General features: G+C 65.6%; 17 protein-coding genes and 4 pseudogenes. 14 read left to right on the top strand and 7 right to left on the bottom strand.

The window, feature by feature from the left end; all coding sequences use genetic code 11:
- Positions 1 to 889: 889 nt before the first annotated feature.
- Positions 890 to 1,546 (bottom strand): annotated as a pseudogene (locus tag ACGLHR_RS30255) (response regulator); the annotation flags it as partial.
- 641 nt (positions 1,547 to 2,187) lie between these two features.
- Here ACGLHR_RS30255 and ACGLHR_RS30260 point away from each other — a divergent pair.
- From ACGLHR_RS30260 to ACGLHR_RS30290, 7 genes are all read left to right on the top strand, one after another.
- On the top strand, positions 2,188 to 2,346 hold the full coding sequence (locus tag ACGLHR_RS30260) for a hypothetical protein (protein ID WP_400098231.1): 159 nt from the start codon (positions 2,188 to 2,190) through the stop codon (positions 2,344 to 2,346).
- A 188-nt stretch (positions 2,347 to 2,534) separates the two neighbouring features.
- Entirely contained in the window at positions 2,535 to 3,497 is a 963-nt protein-coding gene (locus ACGLHR_RS30265) for a cyclase family protein (protein ID WP_400098233.1), read from the top strand.
- 132 nt (positions 3,498 to 3,629) lie between these two features.
- Positions 3,630 to 5,312: a class I adenylate-forming enzyme family protein gene (locus ACGLHR_RS30270; RefSeq protein WP_400098235.1), complete on the top strand. Its 1,683-nt coding sequence runs from the start codon at positions 3,630 to 3,632 to the stop codon at positions 5,310 to 5,312.
- A gap of 349 nt (positions 5,313 to 5,661) precedes the next feature.
- Positions 5,662 to 6,126, top strand: a complete 465-nt coding sequence (locus ACGLHR_RS30275; RefSeq protein ID WP_400098237.1) for an HU family DNA-binding protein — start codon at positions 5,662 to 5,664, stop codon at positions 6,124 to 6,126.
- Positions 6,127 to 6,362: 236 nt separating this feature from the next.
- The gene (locus tag ACGLHR_RS30280) at positions 6,363 to 6,794 is read left to right on the top strand and encodes an alpha/beta hydrolase (protein ID WP_400098239.1); all 432 of its coding nucleotides are present in this window, start codon (positions 6,363 to 6,365) and stop codon (positions 6,792 to 6,794) included.
- Positions 6,795 to 6,799: 5 nt separating this feature from the next.
- A complete protein-coding gene (locus ACGLHR_RS30285; protein WP_400098240.1) occupies positions 6,800 to 7,339 on the top strand; it encodes an alpha/beta hydrolase fold domain-containing protein in 540 nt (179 codons plus the stop codon).
- Positions 7,340 to 7,388: 49 nt separating this feature from the next.
- Positions 7,389 to 8,978, top strand: coding sequence for an FMN-binding glutamate synthase family protein (locus tag ACGLHR_RS30290; protein WP_400098242.1), 1,590 nt, complete (start codon positions 7,389 to 7,391; stop codon positions 8,976 to 8,978).
- A 9-nt stretch (positions 8,979 to 8,987) separates the two neighbouring features.
- Here ACGLHR_RS30290 and ACGLHR_RS30295 read toward each other — a convergent pair whose 3' ends face one another.
- The 4 genes from ACGLHR_RS30295 to ACGLHR_RS30310 form a co-directional block, all read right to left on the bottom strand.
- Positions 8,988 to 9,902 (bottom strand): helix-turn-helix domain-containing protein, encoded by a 915-nt coding sequence (locus ACGLHR_RS30295; RefSeq protein ID WP_318232288.1) that lies wholly within the window; start codon positions 9,900 to 9,902, stop codon positions 8,988 to 8,990.
- 92 nt (positions 9,903 to 9,994) lie between these two features.
- Positions 9,995 to 11,041 carry a tripartite tricarboxylate transporter substrate binding protein gene (locus tag ACGLHR_RS30300; RefSeq protein ID WP_400098244.1) on the bottom strand — a complete coding sequence of 349 codons (1,047 nt, stop codon included), beginning with the start codon at positions 11,039 to 11,041 and terminating at the stop codon, positions 9,995 to 9,997.
- Entirely contained in the window at positions 11,017 to 12,048 is a 1,032-nt protein-coding gene (locus ACGLHR_RS30305) for an NADPH:quinone oxidoreductase family protein (protein ID WP_400098288.1), read from the bottom strand. The genes ACGLHR_RS30300 and ACGLHR_RS30305 overlap by 25 nt, the downstream gene beginning before the upstream one ends.
- Positions 12,048 to 13,316, bottom strand: a complete 1,269-nt coding sequence (locus ACGLHR_RS30310; protein ID WP_400098246.1) for a CaiB/BaiF CoA transferase family protein — start codon at positions 13,314 to 13,316, stop codon at positions 12,048 to 12,050. The genes ACGLHR_RS30305 and ACGLHR_RS30310 overlap by 1 nt, the downstream gene beginning before the upstream one ends.
- A 100-nt stretch (positions 13,317 to 13,416) precedes the next feature.
- Here ACGLHR_RS30310 and ACGLHR_RS30315 point away from each other — a divergent pair, with 100 nt between their 5' ends.
- Positions 13,417 to 14,367, top strand: coding sequence for a LysR family transcriptional regulator (locus tag ACGLHR_RS30315; protein ID WP_400098248.1), 951 nt, complete (start codon positions 13,417 to 13,419; stop codon positions 14,365 to 14,367).
- 202 nt (positions 14,368 to 14,569) lie between these two features.
- Here the strand turns inward: ACGLHR_RS30315 and tnpA are convergent.
- Positions 14,570 to 14,933 (bottom strand): annotated as a pseudogene (gene tnpA, locus ACGLHR_RS30320) (IS200/IS605 family transposase).
- Between the two features lie 133 nt (positions 14,934 to 15,066).
- Between tnpA and ACGLHR_RS30325 the strand changes: the two are divergent.
- The 4 genes and pseudogenes from ACGLHR_RS30325 to ACGLHR_RS30340 all read left to right on the top strand — a co-directional run.
- Positions 15,067 to 15,348 (top strand): annotated as a pseudogene (locus tag ACGLHR_RS30325) (efflux RND transporter permease subunit); the annotation flags it as partial.
- Between the two features lie 19 nt (positions 15,349 to 15,367).
- Complete coding sequence (locus ACGLHR_RS30330) at positions 15,368 to 15,589, top strand: efflux RND transporter permease subunit (protein ID WP_400098290.1); 222 nt, start codon at positions 15,368 to 15,370, stop codon at positions 15,587 to 15,589.
- A gap of 362 nt (positions 15,590 to 15,951) precedes the next feature.
- Positions 15,952 to 16,647 (top strand): annotated as a pseudogene (locus ACGLHR_RS30335) (carbohydrate porin); the annotation flags it as partial.
- A gap of 254 nt (positions 16,648 to 16,901) precedes the next feature.
- Entirely contained in the window at positions 16,902 to 17,633 is a 732-nt protein-coding gene (locus tag ACGLHR_RS30340) for a hypothetical protein (protein WP_400098292.1), read from the top strand.
- A gap of 87 nt (positions 17,634 to 17,720) precedes the next feature.
- Here the strand turns inward: ACGLHR_RS30340 and kdgD are convergent, their stop codons facing one another.
- Positions 17,721 to 18,635: a 5-dehydro-4-deoxyglucarate dehydratase gene (gene kdgD / locus ACGLHR_RS30345; RefSeq protein ID WP_400098250.1), complete on the bottom strand. Its 915-nt coding sequence runs from the start codon at positions 18,633 to 18,635 to the stop codon at positions 17,721 to 17,723.
- A 503-nt stretch (positions 18,636 to 19,138) separates the two neighbouring features.
- Between kdgD and ACGLHR_RS30350 the strand changes: the two genes are divergently transcribed.
- Both ACGLHR_RS30350 and garD read left to right on the top strand, forming a co-directional pair.
- A complete protein-coding gene (locus ACGLHR_RS30350) occupies positions 19,139 to 20,494 on the top strand; it encodes an MFS transporter (RefSeq protein WP_400098252.1) in 1,356 nt (451 codons plus the stop codon).
- Positions 20,495 to 20,622: 128 nt separating this feature from the next.
- Positions 20,623 to 22,161, top strand: coding sequence for a galactarate dehydratase (garD, locus tag ACGLHR_RS30355; RefSeq protein ID WP_400098294.1), 1,539 nt, complete (start codon positions 20,623 to 20,625; stop codon positions 22,159 to 22,161).
- The last annotated feature ends 273 nt before the right edge of the window (positions 22,162 to 22,434 follow it).

Raw genomic sequence — 22,434 nt, forward strand, 5'->3', positions numbered from 1 at the left:
CCTGGCGGCGCATGGCCTCGACCTGGCTGGCGGCAGCGGCCGCCGCTTCGCCGGGCAGGCGCTCGGCTTCGTTGGCGAGGATGGCGAGGGGCGTCTTGACGGCGTGGGCGAGGTCGGCCGCCTGGCGCCGCGAGCGCTCCAGCGCATCGGCGTTGCGCGCCAGCAAGGTATTGATCTCGGTGACCAGCGGCACCACCTCGGACGGCCACGTGCCCCCCAGCCGGCTCTCGCGGCGTGCCTGCAAGGTAGCCAGTGCCTGGCGCAGCCGCGCCAGCGGCGCGAGGCCAAACTTCACCTGGGCCGCCACCGCCAGCAGCAGGCCCGCGCCCAGCGCCGTCAGCGACCAGCCCAGCAGCCGGTTGAAGGCCTGGCGCGCCGCGCGCAGCTCGGTGCGATCCAGCGCCACCGACAGCATCACCGGCGTATCGGCCGACGCCAGCACGATGGGGCGCGACACTACCAGCAACGATTGCCCGCTTGGCCCGGGCCGGATCTCGGCATGGCTGCCCGCTACCTTGTTGCCCACCGTGGCTGGCATCTCGGCGTCCCAGAGCGAGCGTGAGCGCAGCGTGGCCCCTGGCGCCTGTGCCTGCCAGTAGGCGCCGGAGTAAGGCAGATCGAAGCGCGGGTCGGCCGGGGCGCGGGTCAGCGCGAGCTTGCCGTCGGCGCTCCAGTCCAGCGCGGCAGCCAGGCTGGTGAGCTGGTTGTCGAGCTGGCGCACATAGGTATCGTTGACATGGCGCGCAAACAGGGTGGAGAGCAGCCAGCCGGTGCCGCCCAGCGCCGCGGCCAGCCAGATGGCCGCGACCGCTAGCAGGCGGATGGCTAAGGACTGGCGCATGGGTAAGTTGGCGGGGGCTGCCGAAGCTTCGGGAGCGTCGGGAGACGCCGGCGGGCGCAGGCGGTAGCCCTGTCCGCGCACGGTCTCGATCACGTCCACGCCGAGCTTGCGCCGCAGCCGTCCGATGAAGACTTCGATGGTGTTGCTGTCGCGGTCGAAATCCTGCGCGTAGATGTGCTCGGTCAGCACGGCCTTGCTGATGATCGCGCCCGGGTGGTGCAACAGGTAATCCAGCACCTTGAACTCATGCGCGGTCAGCATCACCGCGGCGCCGTCGACGGTCGCCACGCCCGTGCGCGCGTTCAGGCGCACCGGGCCGCATGCGAGCTCAGGCGCGGGCATGCCGTGGGCGCGGCGGATCAGCGCGCGAATGCGGGCCAGCAACTCCTCCATGCGGAAGGGCTTGGCGAGATAGTCGTCGGCCCCGGCATCGATGCCTTCCACCTTGTCGGTCCAGCTGTCGCGCGCGGTCAGGATCAGCACCGGCAGGCTCACCTGCGCCGCGCGCCAGCGGCGCAGCACGGACAGTCCATCCAGCCCGGGCAGGCCGAGGTCGAGCACCACGGCATCGTAAGGCTCTTCGGCGCCCAGGTGCCAGGCATCGATGCCGTGCGCGGCCGTATCGACCGCGTAGCCCGCGCTGACCAGGCTGGCGTGGATCTGGGCGGCCAGCACGGCCTCGTCTTCTACCAGGAGGATGCGCATGGGGGGGCAGGGCTTCTTGCGAGCCTGGTCAAGGTCGCGCCCCTTGGCCTTGAGCAGGGTGGCGGTCTTTGCGTCGTACTCGAGCTTGGCCACCGAGCCGCTCGCCAGCAGCAGCTTGACCTCGTACTGCCAGACGCCATCGTCGCGGTCGAGCTTGACGCCGATCACATCGCCCGTGTACTGCGCCGACACCGTCTCCAGGATGCGCGTGAGCGGCAAGATCTCGCCGGACTGCACGGCGGCGCGGGCGCGGTCGGCGTCCTTGTCGGCATGGGCGTGCGGCGGTGCCGCCAGCAGCAGCGACAAGGCAGCTAGAAACGGCAACAGTGCGCGAGGCAGGGATGAGGTGCGCGGGGAACGCGCGGTGCGGGACGAAGGCAATGGCGTGAGGGAGCGGGGCAATACGATTGTGAGCAAGCCTTGATGGAACGAAGCAGTCTGCCGTGCCTTGCCTGAACGCAAGCTGAACGGCGCGCTCAGCATGGGTTCAGGCAGGGATCACGACAATGGGCGCCATTGAATCGATTGTCATCGTCACAAGTTCCCAGGAGTCAGGCCATGCAAGGCGTCCGCGCTTCCAATGATAACCCTTCCGATATGCACCGCCGTGCCACGCGCGACTCCTCGCGCTGGCCGCCGCGGTGATCGTCGTCCTGTTGGGCGTCGTGTCCCTGTTCTGGGCGCAGGTCGATGCGCGCGCCGTGCTGCACGAATGGAAGCACATGGACAGCGGCCTGTCCATGATCGTGCTCGGGGCCCTGGTGCTCGGGCCGCTGCTGGCCTTTGGGCTGGGCGACTGAAGCGGGTCCCTGAAACCCTCGGACGGGTTTCCATGTGTGGACATTGTCCTGCGCCTGGTCCTACACTCGACCCACAATAAAACGCACGACCGTTCTAATTTATGTTCTCCACGCATGTTCGACCATGCACCGCGGACATGACCGGCACAGTGCGATCCCCCAGGGTCAATCCAAAAAGGAGACATGGCATGGAATCGAAGAACGTCCCGCTGGTAGCCGAGTTGCTGCGCGATGCACCGAAGAACTGGGGCAAATGGGGGCCGGATGACGAGGTCGGATCGCTGAACTATCTCACCCGGGCGGAGGTGCTGCGCGGCGTGGCTTGCGTGCGCTCCGGCAAGACCTTCACCCTGCAGATCCAGATGGGAAACCCCGCCGGCGACCCGGTCTGGCCGGGGCGTTCGCAGGCACGCCGCCTCAACGTGATGGACAAGGGCCACTACCTTTGCGGCAAGGGCCCGAAGTTCCCCGGCGAGGCCGAGTACGCGGACGACATGATGATCATGTACCTGCAGGGCTCGACCCAGTACGACGCCCTGGGCCATGTCTGGTACGGCGATCAGCTGTGGAACGGCTACGATGCCAAATCCACCATCGGCGGCCTGGAAAAGGCCAGCATCCTGCCGATCGCGGAGCGCGGCGTGGTCGGGCGCGGCATCCTGATCGACATGGCGCGCCATCGCGGCAAGGACGTGTTCGGCCCGGGCGAGACTTTCACCCACCTGGACTTGCTGGCCGCGGCCGAGATGCAGGGCGTGCGCATCGAGAAGCACGACATCCTGGTGATCCGCACCGGCTGGATCGGCTCCTTCTACAAGCGCGACCAGGCCGAGTTCTATCGCGAGTTCGTCGAGCCGGGCCTGACCTACAGCCCCGAACTGGTCGAGTGGTTCCATCGCATGGAGATTCCCAACCTCGTCACCGACACGATTGCCAACGAGGTGACGGTGGACCCGGTCTCGGGCGTGGCCTTGCCGCTGCACAATGCGCTGATGCGCAACCTGGGCGTCACCCTGACCGAGATCGCGCAGCTGGACCCGCTCGCGGCGGACTGCGCGGACGATAAGCAGTGGACCTTCCTCTATACGGCAGCGCCGCTCAAGGTCGTGAACGGCAGTGGCGCGCCGGTCAACCCGGTGGTCATCAAGTAAACCAAGCAGAAAACCAGCCCTCGGCGCCGCCCGGTGGAGAAGCCTCAATGGCCTCTTGCGCCGGGCGGCGCCAGCTTCGTTTCGACCAAGCGCAATTCTTGACACTACCCGCCGTGCCTATCGAGGTGCCTCATGACGCCCTATGAAGAGAAACCCTGGCTCTCCAGCTACAACGCCGGCCAGCCGCACACCATCACCCCGCAGTTTACCGACGCGCTGTCCATTTTCCGGGCCGCCGCGGAGCGCGCGCCGGCCAGCCCGGCAATCCACTACTTCGACGCCACGCTCAGCCATGCCGAGGTGGATGCGCTTTCCGACGCGCTGGCGGTAGCGCTATCATCGCGCGGCTGTACGCGCGGCGAGCGGGTTGCACTGTACCTGCAGAACGTGCCCCAGTTCGTCATCGGGCTGGTTGCCGCGTGGAAGCTCGGCGCCATCGCGGTGCCGGTCAACCCCATGAACCGGGCGCGCGAACTGCGCCTGGTGCTGGCCGACTCCGGCGCGAAGGTACTGATCTGCCACGAATCGCTCTATGCCGATGTGGTGAGCGGGCTGTTCGATGCTGAGCGGCGCGGCCAGGGCGACGGCAGCGCGCCCCTTGCGCTGCCAGCGGTGATCACCACGTCCGAGCTGGATTTCCAGACGCGCGCCGATCCGCGCTTGTTTGCCGCGACCAAGCGCCAGCCCGCCGAGGGCGTGCCCGATCTGCTGGCGCTGGTGCAAGAGTACCTGGGCCAGAGCCCTGCGCCGGTCACGCTCGAGGCAAACGATATCGCGATGCTGGTGTACACCTCCGGCACCACCGGTGTGCCCAAGGGTGCGATGAACACCCATGGCAATGTTGCTTTCAATGCGCAGGTGTACCGCGACTGGATCGGATTGCGGGAGGGGGGACCGATCCTCGGCGTGGCGCCGCTCTTCCATATCACCGGCCTGGTGGGCCACGTGGCGGCGGCCTTTATCTGCGCCGCGCCCCTGGTGCTTGCCTGCCGCTTCGAGCCGGGCGTGGTGCTGGAGGCCATCCGCGACCGGCGGGTCGAGTTCACCATCGGCTCGATCACGGTCTTCATCGCGCTGATGAACCACCCCGAGGCTACCCGCGAGCATTTCGCCACGCTGGGCAAGATCTACTCGGGTGGCGCGCCGATCCCGCCGAGCGTGGTGGAGCAGTTCCGCGCCAGGTTTGGCCACTATATCCACAATGGCTACGGCCTGACCGAAACCAACTCGCCCACCCACGTGGTGCCGCTGGGCCGGGCGGCACCGGTGGATCCGGCCTCCGGCACGCTGGCGATCGGCGTGCCCGCCTTCAACGTCGATTCCTTCATCGGCGACGATGCGGGCGCGCCGGTGCCGGTGGGCGAGGTCGGCGAGATCATTTCGCGCGGGCCGATGATCGTGCCGGGCTACTGGAACAAGCCGGAGGAAACAGCAAAAGCCATGGCGGGCGGCTATTTCCACACCGGCGATGTTGGCTTCATGGACGCGCAAGGCTGGTTCTACCTGGTCGACCGCAAGAAGGACATGATCGTTGCCGCCGGCTACAAGGTCTGGCCGCGCGAGGTGGAAGACGTCTTGTATACGCACCCCGCGGTGCGCGAGGCGGCGGTGGTGGGCATCCCCGACGCCTATCGCGGCGAGACGGTGAAGGCCGTGGTCAGCCTGAAACCGCAGGCCAGTGTCACGCCGGAAGCGCTGCTGGCCTGGTGCAAGGAGCGCATGGCCGCCTATAAATACCCGCGCGTGGTGGAGATCATCGACGAGCTGCCGAAGACGGTCACGGGCAAGATCCTGCGGCGCGAGCTGCGCGGCTAAGGGTGCCGCGCGCGCAAGAAGGCGGCTGAAATCCTCGGCGCGCGCGCGGCATCCGGCGTGGCAAAAAAGACGAAATCGCGCGTTTACCCCTTGTAAATAGAGTCCACGGACGCATCCACTGCTGCGTCCGCGCGACACAACGGCAGGCCGCGCGAGGTAAAACATCGAAAAAACCCGGGGAAAACCCCGGTTTTTACACTCGCACACACGAAAACCCCTTGACGTGCCGTTGTTTCCGCTATGATTCAGTCGATGCCGCGCGCCGCCGATAGTCGATCGACGAAGCGTCGAGCGACATCGGATGCCACATCCCGTGCGACATCATTCTGTTCAACTCATATTTATCGATATGGCGACCAAAGCGAATCCGACCGCGAAGACTGCAACCAAGACCGCTGCCAAGAAGGCACCGGCAACCAAAGCCGCTCCCGTAAAGGCTGTTGCCAAGAAGGCCGCGCCGGCCAAGAAGGCTGCTCCGGCTGCCGCGGTGACCCCGCGCCCGCTGAAGGACACCTTCAACAAGTCGAGCCTGGTCGCTCACCTGGTAGCACAGACCCAGCTGGACGCAAAGGCCGTGAAGACGGTGCTGGCCCATCTGGAAAACACCATCGTCAGCGCATTGCACAAGAAGGGCGCAGGCGAATTCACGCTTCCCGGCCTGATGAAGGTCACGGCTCAGCAAGTACCGGCCAAGAAGAAGCGCTTCGGCAAGGACCCGTTCTCCGGTGAAGAGCGTTGGTTCCCGGCCAAGCCGGCGAGCGTCAAGGTCAAGGTACGCCCGCTGAAGAAGCTGAAGGACGCAGCTGCCGCCTGATAGGGGCCCTGATTCCAGCTTGAAAAGGAGCCGCTAGCCGGCTCCTTTTTTGTATGCGGGATGCGCCCAAGCCGTCTGGAATGACGAGGGCTGTCGCTCCCTTTCCCCCGGCCCCTCCCGCGAGCGGGAGAGGAGAGCAAACCGGTTGCGGAAGTGGGACGTTTTTCGCTTCCTTCCCGCGTTGCAATCGACCAGCCGGCCAGCACGAAGCCGATGCAAGACTCCGGGAGATCGTCATGCCTAGCATCCAGTGCCGCCTGTGGCGGCTTGCCTTGCGCCTGGTCCGGCGCAAACAGCGTTTTTCCAGCGCGCAGGCGCTGCATGAGGAAATTCGCCGCCGCCGCAAGATCGGCCGCGCGGATCCCACGCCGCGCTTGATGGCGCGTCATGCGGTGAGCATGGAACCCGTGGCCGGCGTGGAGGTCTACACCGTGCGCCCGCGGGACGGCGACAGCGGCAGGCAGATCCTTTACCTGCATGGCGGCGGCTACGTCTTCGATATCGTCAGCCAGCACTGGGACTTCATCGGCAAGCTGGTGGACGCGCTCGGCGCGACGGTGACCGTGCCGATCTATCCGCTGGCGCCCGAGCATACCACCGTGAAGTCTTTGCAGGATTACTGCCGCTCTACGACCAGCTGGTCCGCGGCAAGCCGCCCGCCAGCCTGACCGTCATGGGCGACTCCGCCGGCGGTGGCATGGCGCTCGCGCTGGCGCAAGTGGCCCGGGATACCGGGCGCGCGCTGCCCGGCCGCCTGGTCTTGCTGTCGCCGTTCCTGGATGCCACCGGCAGCAACCCGGCCATCGATGCGCTCGAACCCCTCGATCCGATGCTGTCGAAGCTCGGCGGCATCGAGTGCGGCCGCGTCTATGCCGGCGGCGATCCGGTCACGCTCCCACAGGTCAGCCCCATCTACGGCAGCCTGCGTGGCCTGCCACCAGTGACGCTTTTCATCGGCACCCACGACGTCCTGCTGCCAGACTGCCGCACCTACCGCGCGCTTGCGGAGCAACAGGGCTTGCCGCTGCGGTATTACGAGTACGAGGGCATGTTCCACGTGTGGATGCTGTTGCCGATGCCGGAACCGATGCCGCCTTCGCGCAGATCGTCGCGGCCGTGGAGGCCGATCAAGCCCCGCAGCGGCCACCGGAGGTGCGCGCCGGGCAGGGCGGTGCAACCGGGTATCAGCCCATGTAACAAGGAACGGCGATAATCGTGGGGTTGCCGGCCGTGTGCCGGCCATAAGGAGTCAAGGAGTCCCCATGCTTTCTCGTCGTTACGGCGCGGTCTGGCTGACCGCGCTCGCCTTGCTGGTCCTTGCGGCACTCGCCGCCGTTCAACGCATCTCCCCGGCGTGGCTGGCAGCGCCGGTCGTGCTGCTGCTGGTGGGCATGCATGACATCGCGCAGTCGCGTCACTCCATCCTGCGCAACTATCCGATCTGGGGCCACCTGCGCTTCTTGTTCGAGTTCATCCGCCCGGAGATCCGCCAGTATTTCATCGAGGACGACACCAATGAGATGCCGTTCTCGCGCCAGCAGCGCAGCCTGGTCTACCAGCGTGCCAAGAACGAGGTCGACAGCCGGCCCTTCGGCACCGAGATCGATGTGCGCCTGGCGGGCCACGAGTGGATCAGCCACTCGCTCGCGCCGACCCGCATCCCCTCCGCCGACTTCCGCATCACCGTAGGCGAGGGCCGCGCCCAGCCTTACTCGCTGTCGATCTTCAACGTCTCGGCCATGAGCTTTGGCGCGCTGTCGGGCAATGCGATCCGCTCGCTCAATCGCGGCGCCAAGCTCGGCGGCTTTATCCACGATACCGGCGAAGGCTCCATCTCGCCGTATCACCGGGCCGAAGGCGGCGACCTGATCTGGGAGGTGGCCTCCGGCTACTTCGGCTGCCGCCGCCCGGACGGTGGCTTCGATCCCGACAAGTTCGCCGAACAGGCGCGCTCGCCACAGGTCAAGATGATCGAGGTCAAGCTCTCGCAAGGCGCCAAGCCGGGCCACGGTGGCGTGCTGCCGGCGGCCAAGGTGACGCCGGAGATCGCCGCCACGCGCGGCATCGGCATGGGCGAGGATTGCATCTCGCCGGCCACGCACAGCGAGTTCTCCACGCCGCTGGGCCTGCTGCAGTTTGTCGACCGGCTGCGCACGCTGTCCGGCGGCAAGCCCACCGGCTTCAAGCTTTGCATCGGGCACCCGTGGGAATTCTTCGGCATCGTCAAGGCCATGCTGGAATCCGGCATCCTGCCGGACTTCATCGTGGTGGATGGCGCCGAAGGCGGCACGGGAGCGGCGCCGCTGGAGTTTGTCGACCATATCGGCGTGCCGCTGCAAGAGGGGCTGCTGCTGGTGCACAACACGCTGGTGGGCGTGAACCTGCGCGACAAGATCCGCATCGGCGCGAGCGGCAAGATCATCACCGCCTTTGACGTGGCGCGCACGCTGGCCACCGGTGCCGACTGGTGCAACTCGGCGCGCGGCTTTATGTTTGCGCTCGGCTGCGTGCAGGCGCAGAAGTGCCATACCGACCGCTGCCCCGTGGGCGTGGCCACGCAGGATCCAGTGCGCCAGCGCGCCATCGTGGTGCCTGACAAGGCGGATCGCGTAGCCAGCTTCCACCGCCAGACGCTGCATGCGCTGCTGGAAATCCTGCAGGCAGCCGGCCTGAAGCATCCGGGCGATCTCAAGCCGCACCATATCGTGCGGCGCATCTCGCCCAACGAAGTGCGGCTGATGTCCGAGTTGCTCAAATTCCTCACGCCGGGGGACCTGATCAACGGGAACTTCCGCTACCAGCTCTACGAGAAGTACTGGCCGCTGGCGCGTTCCGACAGTTTCTCGTTGTAAAGCAAGGGGCTAGCGCGCGGCTTGCGGCGCCGGCAGGCGAGCGCGCCCGTGCTGCCGGAAAGCGCTCGGTGTCTGGCCCACGTGCTTGGCAAAGAAGCGCGCGAAATACGCGGCATCCGCAAAGCCCAGCGTCGAGGCGATCTGCTTGATGTCGAGATCGCTATAGAGCAGGTCGCGCTGCGCCTCCACGATCAGGCGCGAATGAATCAACTGCAGCGCACTCCTGCCGGCCAGTTGCTGGCAGATGCGGTTGAGCTGGGTGGGTGAGATACCGAGCGTGTCGGCATAGCCCGCCAGGTCCTGGTGATTCCGAAAACGCGCCTCCACGAGTTGCTGGAACTGCTGGAAGTGGCGCGCGGTCCTGCCCGCCGGCTGCGCCCCGGTTGCACCCGCGCCGCAAGCGCGCCGGGCAATGCCCACCAGCAGCAAGGACAGCAGCGCCGACAAGGCAGCGCCGCGCCACAGCGATACCGCGTTCATCTCCGCGCGGAACAGTTCCAGCGCTCCGGCAAGCACGGTGGCGTCATCGCGTTCGCTGCCGACCGGGCCACCGAACTGGTCATGGTAGGGCCGCTCGAACAGCGGTAGCGCATCCGGCACGCCAGCCAGCAGCGTGTGCAGGTAGTGGTCGGTCATGGTGATTACGATGCCATCCACGTCCGGCGTAAACCGAAAGCCATGCACGCAACGCGGCGGCACCGTCACCACGGTACGCGAGCCCAAGGGATACTCGCGGTCATCGAGCAGCGCGCGGCCGCCGCCCTGGTGCACGTAAAGAACCTGGAAGAAGCGTTCGTGGCGGTGCGGCTTGATTTCCCAGTCGTTGACGCCGCTGCGCTCCGGGATCGACTCGAAATGCAGTTGTTCCAGCAGGGGCTCGTTGGAGTTGACCCCGTAGAGGGAGTAGGTCGGGACGGTTTTCATGGGGCGGGGGCGGGCACCGGGATGGCAATTGTCCCGCCGGGGGTCGGATCTGTCCATCGGCGCTGCCGCCTGCCACGGCAGCGCGCCGATGGCTATTGATCCGCCTTGGCGCCCGACTTGCGCACGATCTCGGCCCACTTGTTGCCCTCTGCCACGGTGTAGCGCGCGAACTCGGCGGGGGAGGAGCCCACCGGCTCGGCGCCCATGTCGGCGTACTGGCGCTGCACGTCCGGCTGCCGCAGCGCTTGCGCGGCGTGGGCCGCCAGCTTCTGGACGATCGGGGCCGGCGTGCCGCGCGGCGCCCACAAGCCGTACCAGGTGCTGATATTGAAGCCTGGCAAGCCGGATTCCGCCACCGTGGGCACGTCCGGCAGGGCACGCGCGCGCTTGAGCGTGGTGACGGCCACGGCGCGCAGCTTGCCGGCCTTGATGAACGGCATCGCGGACGGCATCGAATCGAACATCAACTGGATCTGGCCGCCCATCAGGTCGGTCAGCGCGGGCGAGCTGCCTTTGTACGGCACGTGCTGCATCGAGACATTGGCGGCGAACTTGAACGATTCGGCCGCCAGTTGCTGGGCCGACGCATTGCCGGCCGAGCCGAAGTTGATGCTGCCGCCCCTGGCCTTGGCATAGGCGATCAGGTCCTGCACGGTCCTGACCGGCGAATCGTTGTTGACCACCAGCACCAGCGGCACATCCGCCAGTTGCGTGATGGGCACAAAATCGCGGAAGGCGTCGTAGCGCATCTTGGGGTAGATGCTCGGGTTGATCACATGCAGCGAGGCATTGGCCAGGATCGTGTAGCCATCGGGCGCCGCCTTGGCAACCACCTCCGCGCCGATCATGCCGCTGGCGCCCGCTTTGTTGTCGATCACCACCGTCTGCCCGAGCGTGTCGCCCATCTTGACGGCGACCACGCGCGCGAGCAGGTCGGTAGGGCCGCCCGGGGGGTAAGGCAGCACCATGCGGATCGGGCGCTGCGGGAAATCGTCGGCGCCGCGGGCGGGCGACGTGCCCAAGGCAGCAAGGGCGGCTGTTGCCAACGTTGCCATCAGAGCAAGGCGTAGCGCGGATCGGCGATGTTTGGTGTGCTGTGTACTGCGCTGCGTGTTCAGGACCCTGAATCGGAATGGCATGAATTTGTCTCCTTGATTTTTAGCACGACTTTGCCGACGACCTGCCTGGCTTCCAGAGCGCCCAGCGCCTCGGCCAGCCCGGTCATCGGGTACACCTTCGACACGGTCGGTCGAATCTTGCCTTCGCTGGCCCAGCCGCACAGCGTCTGCATGACGGCCTGCAGCGCAGGCGCATGCTGTGCCCGCTCGTTGGCAGGCGTCCAGCCGATATAGCGGCCTGCAAAAAATCCATGCAGCGTCAGGTTCTTTACCAGCAGCAGGTTCAGCGGCGCCTGCGGGATGCGGCCGCTGGCAAAGCCGATGCTGAGTATCCGCGCATTGGCCGCCGCCGCGCGCAGCGCCTGGTCGAACAGGTCGCCGCCTACCGGGTCCACCACCACGTCGGCACCGCGCCCGCCAGTCACGCGTTTGACGGCGGCGGCGAGGTCGTCCGGTGCAAGTGCATGCATGGCGCCGCGGCGCAGGGCCTGCGCGCGTTTCGCTTCGGTGCTGGCACAGGCGATCACCTGCGCCCCGAGCTGGTGGGCGATTTCCACCGCCGCCAGGCCGACGCCGGCGCCGGCGCCAAGCACCAGCACCGTGTCGCCGGGCTGCACCGCGCAGCGCCACACCAGGCCGCAGTAAGCGGTGCCGTAGGAGAGCGGGATCGGCAGGGCTTGCAGCGCGTCGAGCGTATCGGGAATGGGGTAGACGGTGTATTCCGGCAGCGTGACTTCTTCTGCAAAGCAGCCCCAGTCGGCAATGGCTACCACGCGGTCGCCAGGGTGCAGGCGGGTTACGGCGGCGCCGCAAGCCACCACGCGGCCGACCGCCTCGGTGCCAGGCACGAATGGCAATGGCGGCTTGGTCTGGTAGCGGCCCGCCACCATCAGGCCTGTGGCATGGCTTACGCTGGCGTATTCCACGGCCAGAGTGACCGCGTGCGGATCCGCAAGCGCCGGCCGCGGGATGCTAGCAAGGCGGACGTCCTGCGCTTCGCCGAAATGTTCGCAGAGCAGGGCCCGCATCATGCCGTGCCTCCCGTGGTGGTTTTACCCGCCAGAGGGCTGGCCTGCCTGGCCACGCCCGTCGCCAGTAATTGCGCGAGCTGGTCCGGGGTGACACCGAATTCACGCAGCACGGCTTCGGTGTGTTCTCCGACACGCGGCGCGGCGGTGGCCGCTCGCCGCAGGCCCTTGGTGGGGATGCCGGCAAACGGCAGGGCGCCCAGCCCCGCCTGCTCGACCGTCTGGAAGGTCCCCTGCTGCGCCGCTTGCGGGTGGTCGAGCACTTGCTGGTAGTCGCGCACCGGCGCATGAAGGATGTCGTGCGCCTGCAAGATGCCGAGCCAGTGCGCCGTGCTTTGGCTGCTGAGCACCGTAGCCACGGCGTCCTGCAGCCAGGCCGCGTGCGCCATGCGGCTGGCGTTGTCCGCAAAGCGCGCATCTTCCGCCCAGCCTGGGCGATCCAGCGCGCGGCAGAGCCTGCCGAATTGCGCATTGTTGAGCGCCAGCAAGGTGAGGCTGCCATCTCTGGTGGCAAAGACGCCATTCGGTGCGCTCACCGGCCCGGCGGCCACGGCGCCCTGGATGGCGTACTCTAGGATGTTGTTGGCCTGCAGCGCCACGCAGGCGTTGAACAGGCTCAGCTCGACATGCGCGCCCACGCCGCTGCGAAAGCGCCTGCACAAGGCGGCGGCACAGGCCTGCGCCGCGTACAGGCCGGTGGCCGCGTCAGCCAGCAGCATGCCGATGCGGCGCGGCGTGCCGTCGGCCATGCGGTTCGTATGCATCAGGCCGCTGTCGGCCTGCATCACGGAGTCCGAGGCGGGATAGTCGGCATAGGGGCCGTCCGCGCCGTAGCCGCTGATGGACACATAGACCAGCGCCGGGTTGCGCGCGGACAGCGCGGCGTAGCCCACGCCAAGCCGCTCGGCAACCTGCGGCCGGAAGTTCTGCACCACGATATCCGCCTGCAGCGCGAGGTCGAACAACAACGCCTTGCCGGCGTCGGTGGCCGCATCGATGCAGACGCCGCGCTTGCCGGCGTTGTACGCGATCGACAGCGCGCTGTGCTCGCCGCGTACCACGCCGACATGCCGGCCCCAGTCTCCGGCGGGCGGATCGACCTTGATGACGTCCGCGCCTTGTTGCCAGAGGATATGCGCGCAATACGGGCCCGCAATGCCCTGGCTGATATCCAGGATGCGCAGGCCGGCGAAGGGCAGGTCGGCGTCGGCTTCGGATGAAGGAACGGAATGCGATGGTAGTGGGTGTTGCGAGTTGGTCTGGGTCATCGGTAGGGATCGAAGAGTCGTAAGGTGGCGTCGGATGCTTTATGCTAGGGCGTACTCCTGGCCGCGACAATCCGCCGACCTGTGCCATCCGTGTTGACTCATGATTGACAATAACGCTAGCTTCGACCTGAACCTCATCCGGCTGTTTGTCACCCTGGTGGAATCCAGGACACTCACGGCCGCTGCCGTGCGCGGTGGCATGACCCGCTCCAATGTCTCGCGCCGGCTCAAGGCGCTGGAGCAGCACATGGGCGCGCAACTGATGCGGCGCACCACCCGCCACGTGGAGTTGACCGAGGCCGGGCGCCTGCTGTATGCGCACGGCGTGCGCATGCTGGATGAGTTGCAGGCGGCGGGCACCTCCATCGACAGCCTGGGCCAGACCGTGCGCGGCGATGTGCGGATCCGCCTGCCAACCGGGCTCGGGCACCTGTACCTGGCGCAGGTATTGCTGGAATTTGCCCGGCAGTACCCGGCCATCTCCCTGCGCGTGCTGATCAACGACTATATCGGCGACCTGATTTCCGCCGAGGTGGATGTGGCGCTGAAGATCACCTCCCTGCCGCCGGAGGATCACGTGGCGCGCAAGATTTGCGAGGTGGGCTGGTGCCTGTGCGCATCGCCCGGCTTCCTGGCGGAGCGCGGGCCGGTGAGCCGCGCGGAGGATCTCGGCCACTGCGACCTGATCGCGCCGGCGTCGCTGGGGCGCCGCTTCGATCTCAAGCTGAAGCTGGCCGGCACGCCGCTGATCCTGCGGGTCGCCCCGCGCATCCAGTCCGGCGACTACCCCTTCTTGTTCGAGTCGATGATGGCGGGGCTTGGCGTTGCCTTGCTGCCGCGCTATGCCGTGTGGCAGCAGATCGGGCGCGGCGAAGTGGTGGAGGTGCTGCCGGAGTACGAGCCCGAAGGCGTGGGCGACAGCATCTACATGCTGACCGCGCCGAACCGGTTTCCCACGCTGGCCACCCGCACGTTGATGGACTTCATCCGGGCGCGGCTGGAAAGCCAGGCGGGGAATTGGGTTGGGCGTGGGGCCTTATCGATCCCGTAGCCAGGATGCGCGGCGCGCTCGCATAGCGGACACACGCGCATCAGCAATGGCCCATCGTAGCGCCGCCGTCCATCTGCGTAGGGCGTCTCGGTAAAGGAGGGCTCATCTGTTAGCGGGAATGAGCTTGATCGGATGCGCGTCAAACCTCGGCCTTCAGGCCGAGGAAGGATAGCGCGGACGGCGTAGGCGTCCAATGCTGAGCCTAGTGCGGCGTTTTCTGCTGTTCGATGTATTGCCGCACAATCTCGATAGGCGCACCGCCACAGCTTCCAGCGAAGTAGGACGGCGACCAGAGAGCGCCTCAGTTTCTTGCGGATGCTGAGGTATCCCTTTTGTCGAATCGGGCGGCTGGACATGCCTTTCAGGCTGTTCACCAAGAATGACACTGAGACCTAGGGCGGATAGTTCACCAGCAAGTGAACATGGTCGTCCTCGCCGTCGAACTCCACCGGTTCGGATTCGAAATCCAAGCAGACGCTGGCAAAGATGCCGCGCATGTCGCCGAGTATCTCCTTGGTGAACACATTGTGCCGATACTTGGTCACGAAGACCAAATGCACGTGCATCAGGAAAACGCAATGCGATCAGCCAAAACCACGCGATGGTGTGCATCGCATCTGCGTAGCGCCGTAGGAATCCCCTCCCTTTCCACCGAAAGGCGGCGGCCGCAGGTCGAGGGAGGGGAGGATGTCAACATCTGTCGCCAAGGTCAAGATCGGCTTCACGCCACGGCTGGGCAAATCCGGCCGCGACAACGAAGACGACGTGGTCACCGCCGTCGTGGTGATGAACCGGACTTTGCGGACCAATGAGGTGGTCGCACGCGTCAAGGCCGAGATCGAGAAGATCAATAGCGACGGCACTTTGTCCGCCGGCGTCAAGGTCGAGTCCTACTACGATCGCTCCAGCCTGGTGTCGGTCACCACCCACACCGTCCTGCACAGCCTTTTCTTTGGCTGCCTGCTGGTGTTCTTCATCCAGTCGGATGCGGCCAATGCTGATGACCGCGTTGTCGGCATGTATCGGCTTGCTGCCGGCGGCGATCTCCACCGGCATCGGCAGCCAGGTGCAGCGCCCGCTGGCGACTGTGGTGGTGGGGGGGATGCTGGTGGGGCCGTTGATGCTGCTCGTGATCGTGCCTGCGCTGCGGATGGTATTCCTCGGCAAGGATGCGGACTCGGACAATGCTCTCACCGTGGTCAAGCCTACCGTCCCCCATTGATGGATGCCCATCAGGCCCATGTGAGCAGAGCCTGATGGGCAAGGGCTACCAGTAGGTCCGAGATGGCCGCGCGAGCGGCGAAAATCATGCAAGAGGCGTGGTGCGTCACTAGCTATGCCGGGGCGCAACAATGCCTCGCTGGACGACGAGGCAATAGCGCATGTTGCGTTACCTCGTCGGCGGAACGTGTGAAGATCGACTACAACTACTGTCCATACTGGTCTCCTTACTCCTTATTGGTAGTGGGTTGCGTTACCCGGCGCAAAGCTTGGAACGCTCTCCCATAGCACAGAGCGCACGTTGCGCTCCAGGCCAAGTTGCCCTACCGGTCGCGACAGCGCGGCCCGCCCGGGTGCCACGCAGTATCCGGCCCGAATCCAACCGTGTTCCGTGCCCGGGCTTTCCCGCGCCAGACCTGGGGCCTGGGTGGGGGCGAAGAGAAGGTGGAGGCGGATTTCAACCAGCTCGCAACCACCGTCGACAAGCGGCGGGTGGTGCTGACGGCCGGCAACGTTCCCGTGCTCGACATCTTCAATGCGGTTGAGTACGCGCACGATCCGCGCATGCGGTTTCTCATCTGGTCATTCATGACGCACGGCTCGTTCGACTACGCGGCAGATGCACGCGGCTACAACTGGGGGATCGCGCTCGAATACATCGACGATGACTGGGCGGTTCGCATCGGGCGTTTCCTGCAGCCAATCGAATCCAATGGCCTGCCGCTCGATACCCGCTTCCTGCAGCACTACGGCGACCAGATCGATTTGGAGAAGGGCTACCGGCTGTTCGGCCAAGAGGGCAAGGCGCGCTTGCTGCTATGGCGCAACAAGGCGAAGATGGGCAACTTCCGCGACGCCATCGCCTTTGGCAATGCCAACGGCAGCACGCCAGGTGTGGGTGATGTGCGCAGGGAGCATGCCAAGGTCGGCGTTGGCCTGAGTTTCGAGCAAAAGGTCGGGCAAGACCTTGGCCTGTTCGCGCGCGCGGACTGGTCGGACGACAAGACCGATACTTACGCCTTTACCGAAGTTGGCCGCAGCGTTTCCTTTGGCGGCATTTACCTCATGCCATCCCTGTTCAGCCAGCCCTTGCAGAGACGCTAGTTCGCGCGATGGGTCTCAGCGCTCGCGCCAAGAATGCGAACGACTCTAATTGCGCTTTTCATTGGTGAATTCGGATATGCATGACAAGCCAGGTGCGCGGAGCTAATATTCCGGCAGCTTCGCCGCGAGCCTCCACGAGTCAGCGCTGAATGAACGCCTTGTCCCGCGTATCCGCCGTTCTTTGCCTGTGCTCCGCGTTGCCCGGCTTCATGGTCCATCCAGCGTGGGCGGTGCTGCCGGATGAGTTCCAGGTGTACACCGGCGATATCAACGCGCCGGGCAAGTTCGGCCTCGAGCTGCATCTCAACACCACGCCAAGCGGCCATTCACAGCCATCGTATCCAGGCGAAGTCACCACCCCGCACGGCTGGCGTGTGACCGCCGAATTCTCTTACGGCCTCTCGCCTTCCTGGGAGCTTGGGCTTTACATCCCTACCATGCTGTCGCGTGACAACAGCTACTACGTGACGGGACCCAAGCTTCGTGTGAAATGGATGCCGGTCCGCGCGGTGGATGGCGCTGGATACTTTGCTGGCGCAAACGTGGAACTCGCGCGAGTTGGACAGCGATTCGAGAGCGCCACCAAGGCGCTGGAGCTGCGACCCATCATCGGCTATCAAGACGCGAGCTGGCTCTTTGCCTTTAACCCTGTGCTCGGATGGGACCTGGCCGGCGTGGACAAGAGCGCGGCACCGAGCGCAACGCCTAGCTTCAAGGTGGCCCGAACGGTGTTGCCAGGCTTGCGCGCGGGCGCCGAGTATTACATGGATCTGGGCCGCGTCAATCATCCGGCGACCGGGCCCGGGCAAGCGCAAACCGCCTATCTTGCTTTCGATGTGGATCGCGGCCCAATCGTCTTCAACTTTGGCATCGGCCGCGGGCTGTCGCGCGCGGCTGACCGTTGGACGCTCAAGTGGATCTTCGAAATACCATTCTCCTGAGCGGCCGGCGTCCAGAGGGGCGAGCGAGAATGGAGCTGGGCATGGCCGCACCGGCGCTTGTGCACGCCGGCGCGGCTAACCGGCCCCTTACTGCGGGCCCAGCTTCTTGATCAGCGCATCCAGCATCGCCAGTTCCTGCTCGTCCAGGTCCGTCAGCGGCGCGCGGACCGGGCCGGCATCGTGCCCGACCAGCTTGGCGCCGGCCTTGACGATGCTCACGGCGTAACCTGCGCGGCGATTACGGATGTCCAGGTAGGGCAGGAAGAACTCGTCGATCAGGCGGTTGGTGGTGGCGTGGTCGTCTGCGGCAATCGCGCGGTAGAAGTCCATCGCCGTCTTGGGGATAAAGTTGAACACGGCCGAGGAGTACACGGGCACGCCCAGCGCCTTGTAGGCGGCGGCGTAGACTTCCGCGGTGGGCAGGCCGCCCAGGTAGGACAGGCGGTCGCCCAGCTTGCGGCGGATGCGCACCATGCCTTCGATCTCGCCTACGCCATCCTTGAAGCCGATCAGGTTGGGGCAGCGGTCGGCCAGGCGCTCGAGCATTTCCGCGTTGATGCGGGAATTGCCGCGGTTGTACACGATCACGCCGATATTGACCGACTTGCAGACTTCTTCGATATGGTTGGCAATGCCGTCCTGGCAGGCTTCGGTCAGGTAGTGCGGCAGCAGCAGGATGCCCTTGGCGCCCAGGCGCTGGGCTTCCTTGGCATAGGCGATGGCCATGCGGGTCGGGCCGCCGGCGCCGGCCAGGATGGGCACCTTGCCTGCGCAGGTTTCCACCGCGGTACGGATGACATTGGAGTAGTCGTCCGGCGTCAGCGAGAAGAACTCGCCGGTGCCACCGGCGGCGAACAGGGCGGTGGCGCCGTAGGGGGCCAGCCATTCCAGGCGCTCTACATAGGTCTCGGGGCGGAAGTTGCCTTGCGCGTCGAAGTCGGTCACGGGGAAGGAAAGCAGGCCTTCCGAGACGATCTGCTTGAGTTCTTGTGGTGTGGTCATGATGGCTGGTCCTGATACCCGCAAGGGCAGGGTTGGTTCACTGGGTCTTGTGCTTGATTTTTGCAGGCACAATTTCGAGATACGTCATCGTACAACTACGAATTTGAATGTGCAAGTATTTTTGCTCGGGTGCGGTTGGATCCCCGGGGTTGCTTGCGTGGCACTTTGCCTGAAGGCGGCGGCAGTCATCTGAGACGGCCTGGGCGAGGCGTCGAGCGGCGCGAGCAGAATCTCCGTAAATCACTGTGAAAGCTGGCTGAAAGCTTGTCGCGTCCCGTTTTTCGGGAGAAGGGCGCGGGTGCGATCACGGCTGGGCGGTTAGGACGGTCTCGCTGAGGGTGTTGCATCCTAATTCGGGTAAACACTTAATGTTGTCGACCAAGCCGGATGCCTATAATTCCGGTCATACGATGACATATCACGTAGCCGACCAAGCACGCGAGAAGGAGGCCAGCCGCAAGCCTGCTTCCAGATCTTCCAGCCGGCTCCGTGCAGGAGACCCCATGAATCTCAGCAATACCATCAGCGTGGCCGGCGAGGCCACGCGTCGCAGCAATGTTCGTTACTGGATCCTGCTGATGATCTTCGTGGTGACGACGGTGAACTATGCCGACCGTGCCACGCTCTCCATCACCGGCCCGGCGATGCGCTCGGAGTTCGGTTTCGATGCCGTGCAGATGGGTTTCATCTTCTCGGCCTTCAGCTGGGCCTATGTGATGGCGCAAATCCCGGGCGGCTGGCTGCTAGACCGCTTTGGCGCGCGCCGCATCTATGCCTGCAGTATTTTCCTGTGGTCGCTCTTCACGCTGCTGCAGGGTTTTATCGGCGTATTCGCCACGGTCGGCGCGGCCGTGACCACGTTGTTCGTGCTGCGTTTTGCCGTGGGGCTGGCCGAGTCGCCGGCGTTCCCGGCCAATGCCAAGGTCGTGGCCAGCTGGTTTCCCACGGCGGAGCGCGGCACGGCTTCGGCTATCTTCAATTCCGCGCAGTATTTTGCCGCGGTGCTGTTTACGCCCCTGATGGCCTGGCTGACCCACGCGTTGGGCTGGCACCACGTCTATATGTGGATGGGCGCGCTGGGCATGGTGCTGGCCGGTCTCTGGCTCAAGGTGGTACGCAGCCCGGCGACCCACCCGGGCGTGAATCGCGCCGAACTGGACTATATCAAGCAGGGCGGCGGCCTGATCGAGATGAGCGGGGACGCTGGCAAGAAGGACAAGGAAGCACCCGGCACGCGCTGGTTCTACGTGCGCCAGCTTCTCTCCAACCGGATGCTGCTGGGCGTGTACCTGGGCCAGTACTGCATCAACGTGCTGACGTACTTCTTCCTAACGTGGTTCCCGGTGTACCTGGTGCAGGCGCGCGGCATGTCGATCCTGAAGGCGGGTTTTGTCGCTTCGTTGCCGGCGATCTGCGGCTTCCTGGGTGGCGTGCTGGGCGGCGTGATTTCCGATGGGTTCCTGCGCCGGGGCTATTCGCTGACGGTAGCCCGCAAGGTGCCGATCGTCGCCGGCATGCTGCTGTCGGTCAGCATGATTGCCTGCAACTACGTGGATAGCGAATGGCTGGTAGTGGGCTTCATGGCGCTGGCCTTCTTCGGCAAGGGCATCGGCGCGCTGGGCTGGGCCGTGGTGGCGGATACGGCACCGAAGGAAGTGATTGGCCTGGCCGGCAGCATCTTTAACATGTTCGGAAATATCGCGGGCATCGTCACGCCGATCGTGATCGGATATATCCTTGGCACCACCGGTTCCTTCAATGGCGCGCTGGTCTTCGTCGGCGCCAACGCGCTGGTGACCGTGATCAGCTACCTGGTGATCGTCAAGGAAATCAAGCGCGTCGAGCTCAAGCATCCCTGAATTCAGTGGCGCCGGCTGCGCGGGTGCAGCCCCGGCGCAGCGGCCAAGCGTTTCGGAAGGAAAAAAAAGACATGTCGGTTATCGATATCAAGGTAGAGCAGCCAGCCGGTGCGCAGCCGGCTGCGCAGGTGCAGGGCACCCCGCTGTACATCCGCATCCACGAGCTGGATAACGTGGCGATCGTCGCCAACGATGGCGGCCTGCCCGAGGGCACGGTGTTTCCCTGCGGGCTGACCCTGCGCGAGCGGGTGCCGCAGGGCCACAAGGTGGCGCTGGCGGATCTGGCAGCCGGTGATGCCGTGGTGCGCTACAACGTGGTGATCGGCTATGCGCTGCGCGACCTGCCCAAGGGTAGCTGGGTCAACGAGCGCGTGATCGAGATGCCGGTGGCGCCCGAGCTGGACAACCTGCCGATCAGCACGCGCGTGGCGGACCCGCTGCCGCCGCTGGAAGGCTATAGCTTCGAGGGCTTCCGCAATCCGGACGGCTCGGTCGGCACCCGCAACATCCTCGCCATCACCACCACCGTGCAGTGCGTGTCGGGCGTTGTTGCGCACGCGGTGCGGCGCATCAAGGCCGAGCTGCTGCCGCGGTATCCCAATGTGGACGACGTGGTGGGGCTGGAGCATACCTACGGCTGTGGCGTGGCCATCGATGCGCCGGACGCCATCGTGCCGATCCGCACGCTGCGCAATATCGCGCTGAACCCGAATTTCGGCGGCACCGCCATGATGGTGAGCCTGGGTTGCGAGAAGCTGCAGCCGGAGCGCCTGTTGCCGGCCGGCAGCTTGCCCGGCGGCCTGGATGTTGGCGTGGTGTGCCTGCAGGACGACGAGCACGTTGGCTTCGAGAGCATGATCGATTCCATCATGGCGATGGCGCATACCCACCTGGCCAAGCTTGACCAGCGCCGCCGCGAAACCTGCCCGGCCTCGGAGCTGGTGGTGGGCGTGCAGTGCGGCGGCAGCGATGCGTTTTCAGGTGTGACCGCCAATCCCGCCGTGGGGTTTGCCACCGACCTGCTGGTGCGCGCCGGCGCGACCGTGATGTTCTCGGAAGTCACAGAGGTGCGCGACGGCATTGACCAGCTCACGGCGCGCGCGGCCACGCCCGAAGTGGCGCAGGCGATGATCCGCGAGATGGACTGGTACGACCGCTACCTGGAGAAGGGCCGGGTCGACCGCAGCGCCAACACCACGCCCGGCAACAAGAAGGGCGGGCTGTCCAATATCGTCGAGAAGGCCATGGGCTCGATCGTCAAGTCGGGCAGCACGGCCATCACCGGCGTGCTCTCGCCCGGCGAAAAGCTCAAGCACAAGGGCCTGATCTACGCAGCCACGCCTGCCAGCGATTTCATCTGCGGCACCTTGCAGCTGGCCGCCGGCATGAACCTGCATGTGTTCACCACCGGCCGCGGCACGCCGTACGGCCTGGCCGAAGTGCCCGTGATCAAGGTGGCAACGCGTAGTGATCTTGCACGCCGCTGGCACGACCTGATGGACGTGAATGCCGGGCGCATCGCCACCGGCGAGGCCACTATCGAGGACGTTGGCTGGGAGTTGTTCCGGCTGATGCTGGATGTGGCGAGCGGGCGCAAGAAGACCTGGGCCGAGCACCATAAGCTGCACAATTCGCTGGCGCTGTTCAACCCGGCGCCGGTGACCTGACCCGTTTGCACGGCCAGCGCGCCCGGAAAAACCGGGACAACGCTACACGGCCGGGACCAGTGTCCCGGCCGCTTTACATTCGTCCGGGGCCAACCTTAAATGAGGAAGGATTCGGCCCCCCTCCTGGCTCCCACGCCTGCCGCTTTTCCCCCTTCAGTTCGCCATGCCATCCTTTGCCCCGACATGACGCCGGAGACGGATCAAGCCGCGCCTTGTGGCATGCGGCCAGTACCGCGGCCGAACCCATATCCGGGATTCCGTCGCGAGGTGCAT

The organism is Cupriavidus sp. CuC1 (assembly GCF_044627735.1).
Classification (GTDB): Bacteria; Pseudomonadota; Gammaproteobacteria; order Burkholderiales; family Burkholderiaceae; genus Cupriavidus; species Cupriavidus ulmosensis.

Excerpts from the sequence above, each read along its gene's own strand:
- ACGLHR_RS30340 (WP_400098292.1), top strand. The coding sequence starts at position 16,902 with ATGGTCCATCCAGCGTGGGCGGTGCTGCCGGATGAGTTCCAGGTGTAC.
- ACGLHR_RS30315 (WP_400098248.1), top strand. The coding sequence starts at position 13,417 with ATGATTGACAATAACGCTAGCTTCGACCTGAACCTCATCCGGCTGTTT.
- ACGLHR_RS30280 (WP_400098239.1), top strand. The coding sequence starts at position 6,363 with ATGCCTAGCATCCAGTGCCGCCTGTGGCGGCTTGCCTTGCGCCTGGTC.
- ACGLHR_RS30305 (WP_400098288.1), bottom strand. The coding sequence starts at position 12,048 with ATGCGGGCCCTGCTCTGCGAACATTTCGGCGAAGCGCAGGACGTCCGC.
- ACGLHR_RS30290 (WP_400098242.1), top strand. The coding sequence starts at position 7,389 with ATGCTTTCTCGTCGTTACGGCGCGGTCTGGCTGACCGCGCTCGCCTTG.
- ACGLHR_RS30270 (WP_400098235.1), top strand. The coding sequence starts at position 3,630 with ATGACGCCCTATGAAGAGAAACCCTGGCTCTCCAGCTACAACGCCGGC.
- ACGLHR_RS30265 (WP_400098233.1), top strand. The coding sequence starts at position 2,535 with ATGGAATCGAAGAACGTCCCGCTGGTAGCCGAGTTGCTGCGCGATGCA.
- ACGLHR_RS30330 (WP_400098290.1), top strand. The coding sequence starts at position 15,368 with ATGACCGCGTTGTCGGCATGTATCGGCTTGCTGCCGGCGGCGATCTCC.
- ACGLHR_RS30275 (WP_400098237.1), top strand. The coding sequence starts at position 5,662 with ATGGCGACCAAAGCGAATCCGACCGCGAAGACTGCAACCAAGACCGCT.
- kdgD (WP_400098250.1), bottom strand. The coding sequence starts at position 18,635 with ATGACCACACCACAAGAACTCAAGCAGATCGTCTCGGAAGGCCTGCTT.
- ACGLHR_RS30310 (WP_400098246.1), bottom strand. The coding sequence starts at position 13,316 with ATGACCCAGACCAACTCGCAACACCCACTACCATCGCATTCCGTTCCT.
- ACGLHR_RS30295 (WP_318232288.1), bottom strand. The coding sequence starts at position 9,902 with ATGAAAACCGTCCCGACCTACTCCCTCTACGGGGTCAACTCCAACGAG.
- ACGLHR_RS30285 (WP_400098240.1), top strand. The coding sequence starts at position 6,800 with ATGGGCGACTCCGCCGGCGGTGGCATGGCGCTCGCGCTGGCGCAAGTG.
- ACGLHR_RS30350 (WP_400098252.1), top strand. The coding sequence starts at position 19,139 with ATGAATCTCAGCAATACCATCAGCGTGGCCGGCGAGGCCACGCGTCGC.
- ACGLHR_RS30300 (WP_400098244.1), bottom strand. The coding sequence starts at position 11,041 with ATGCCATTCCGATTCAGGGTCCTGAACACGCAGCGCAGTACACAGCAC.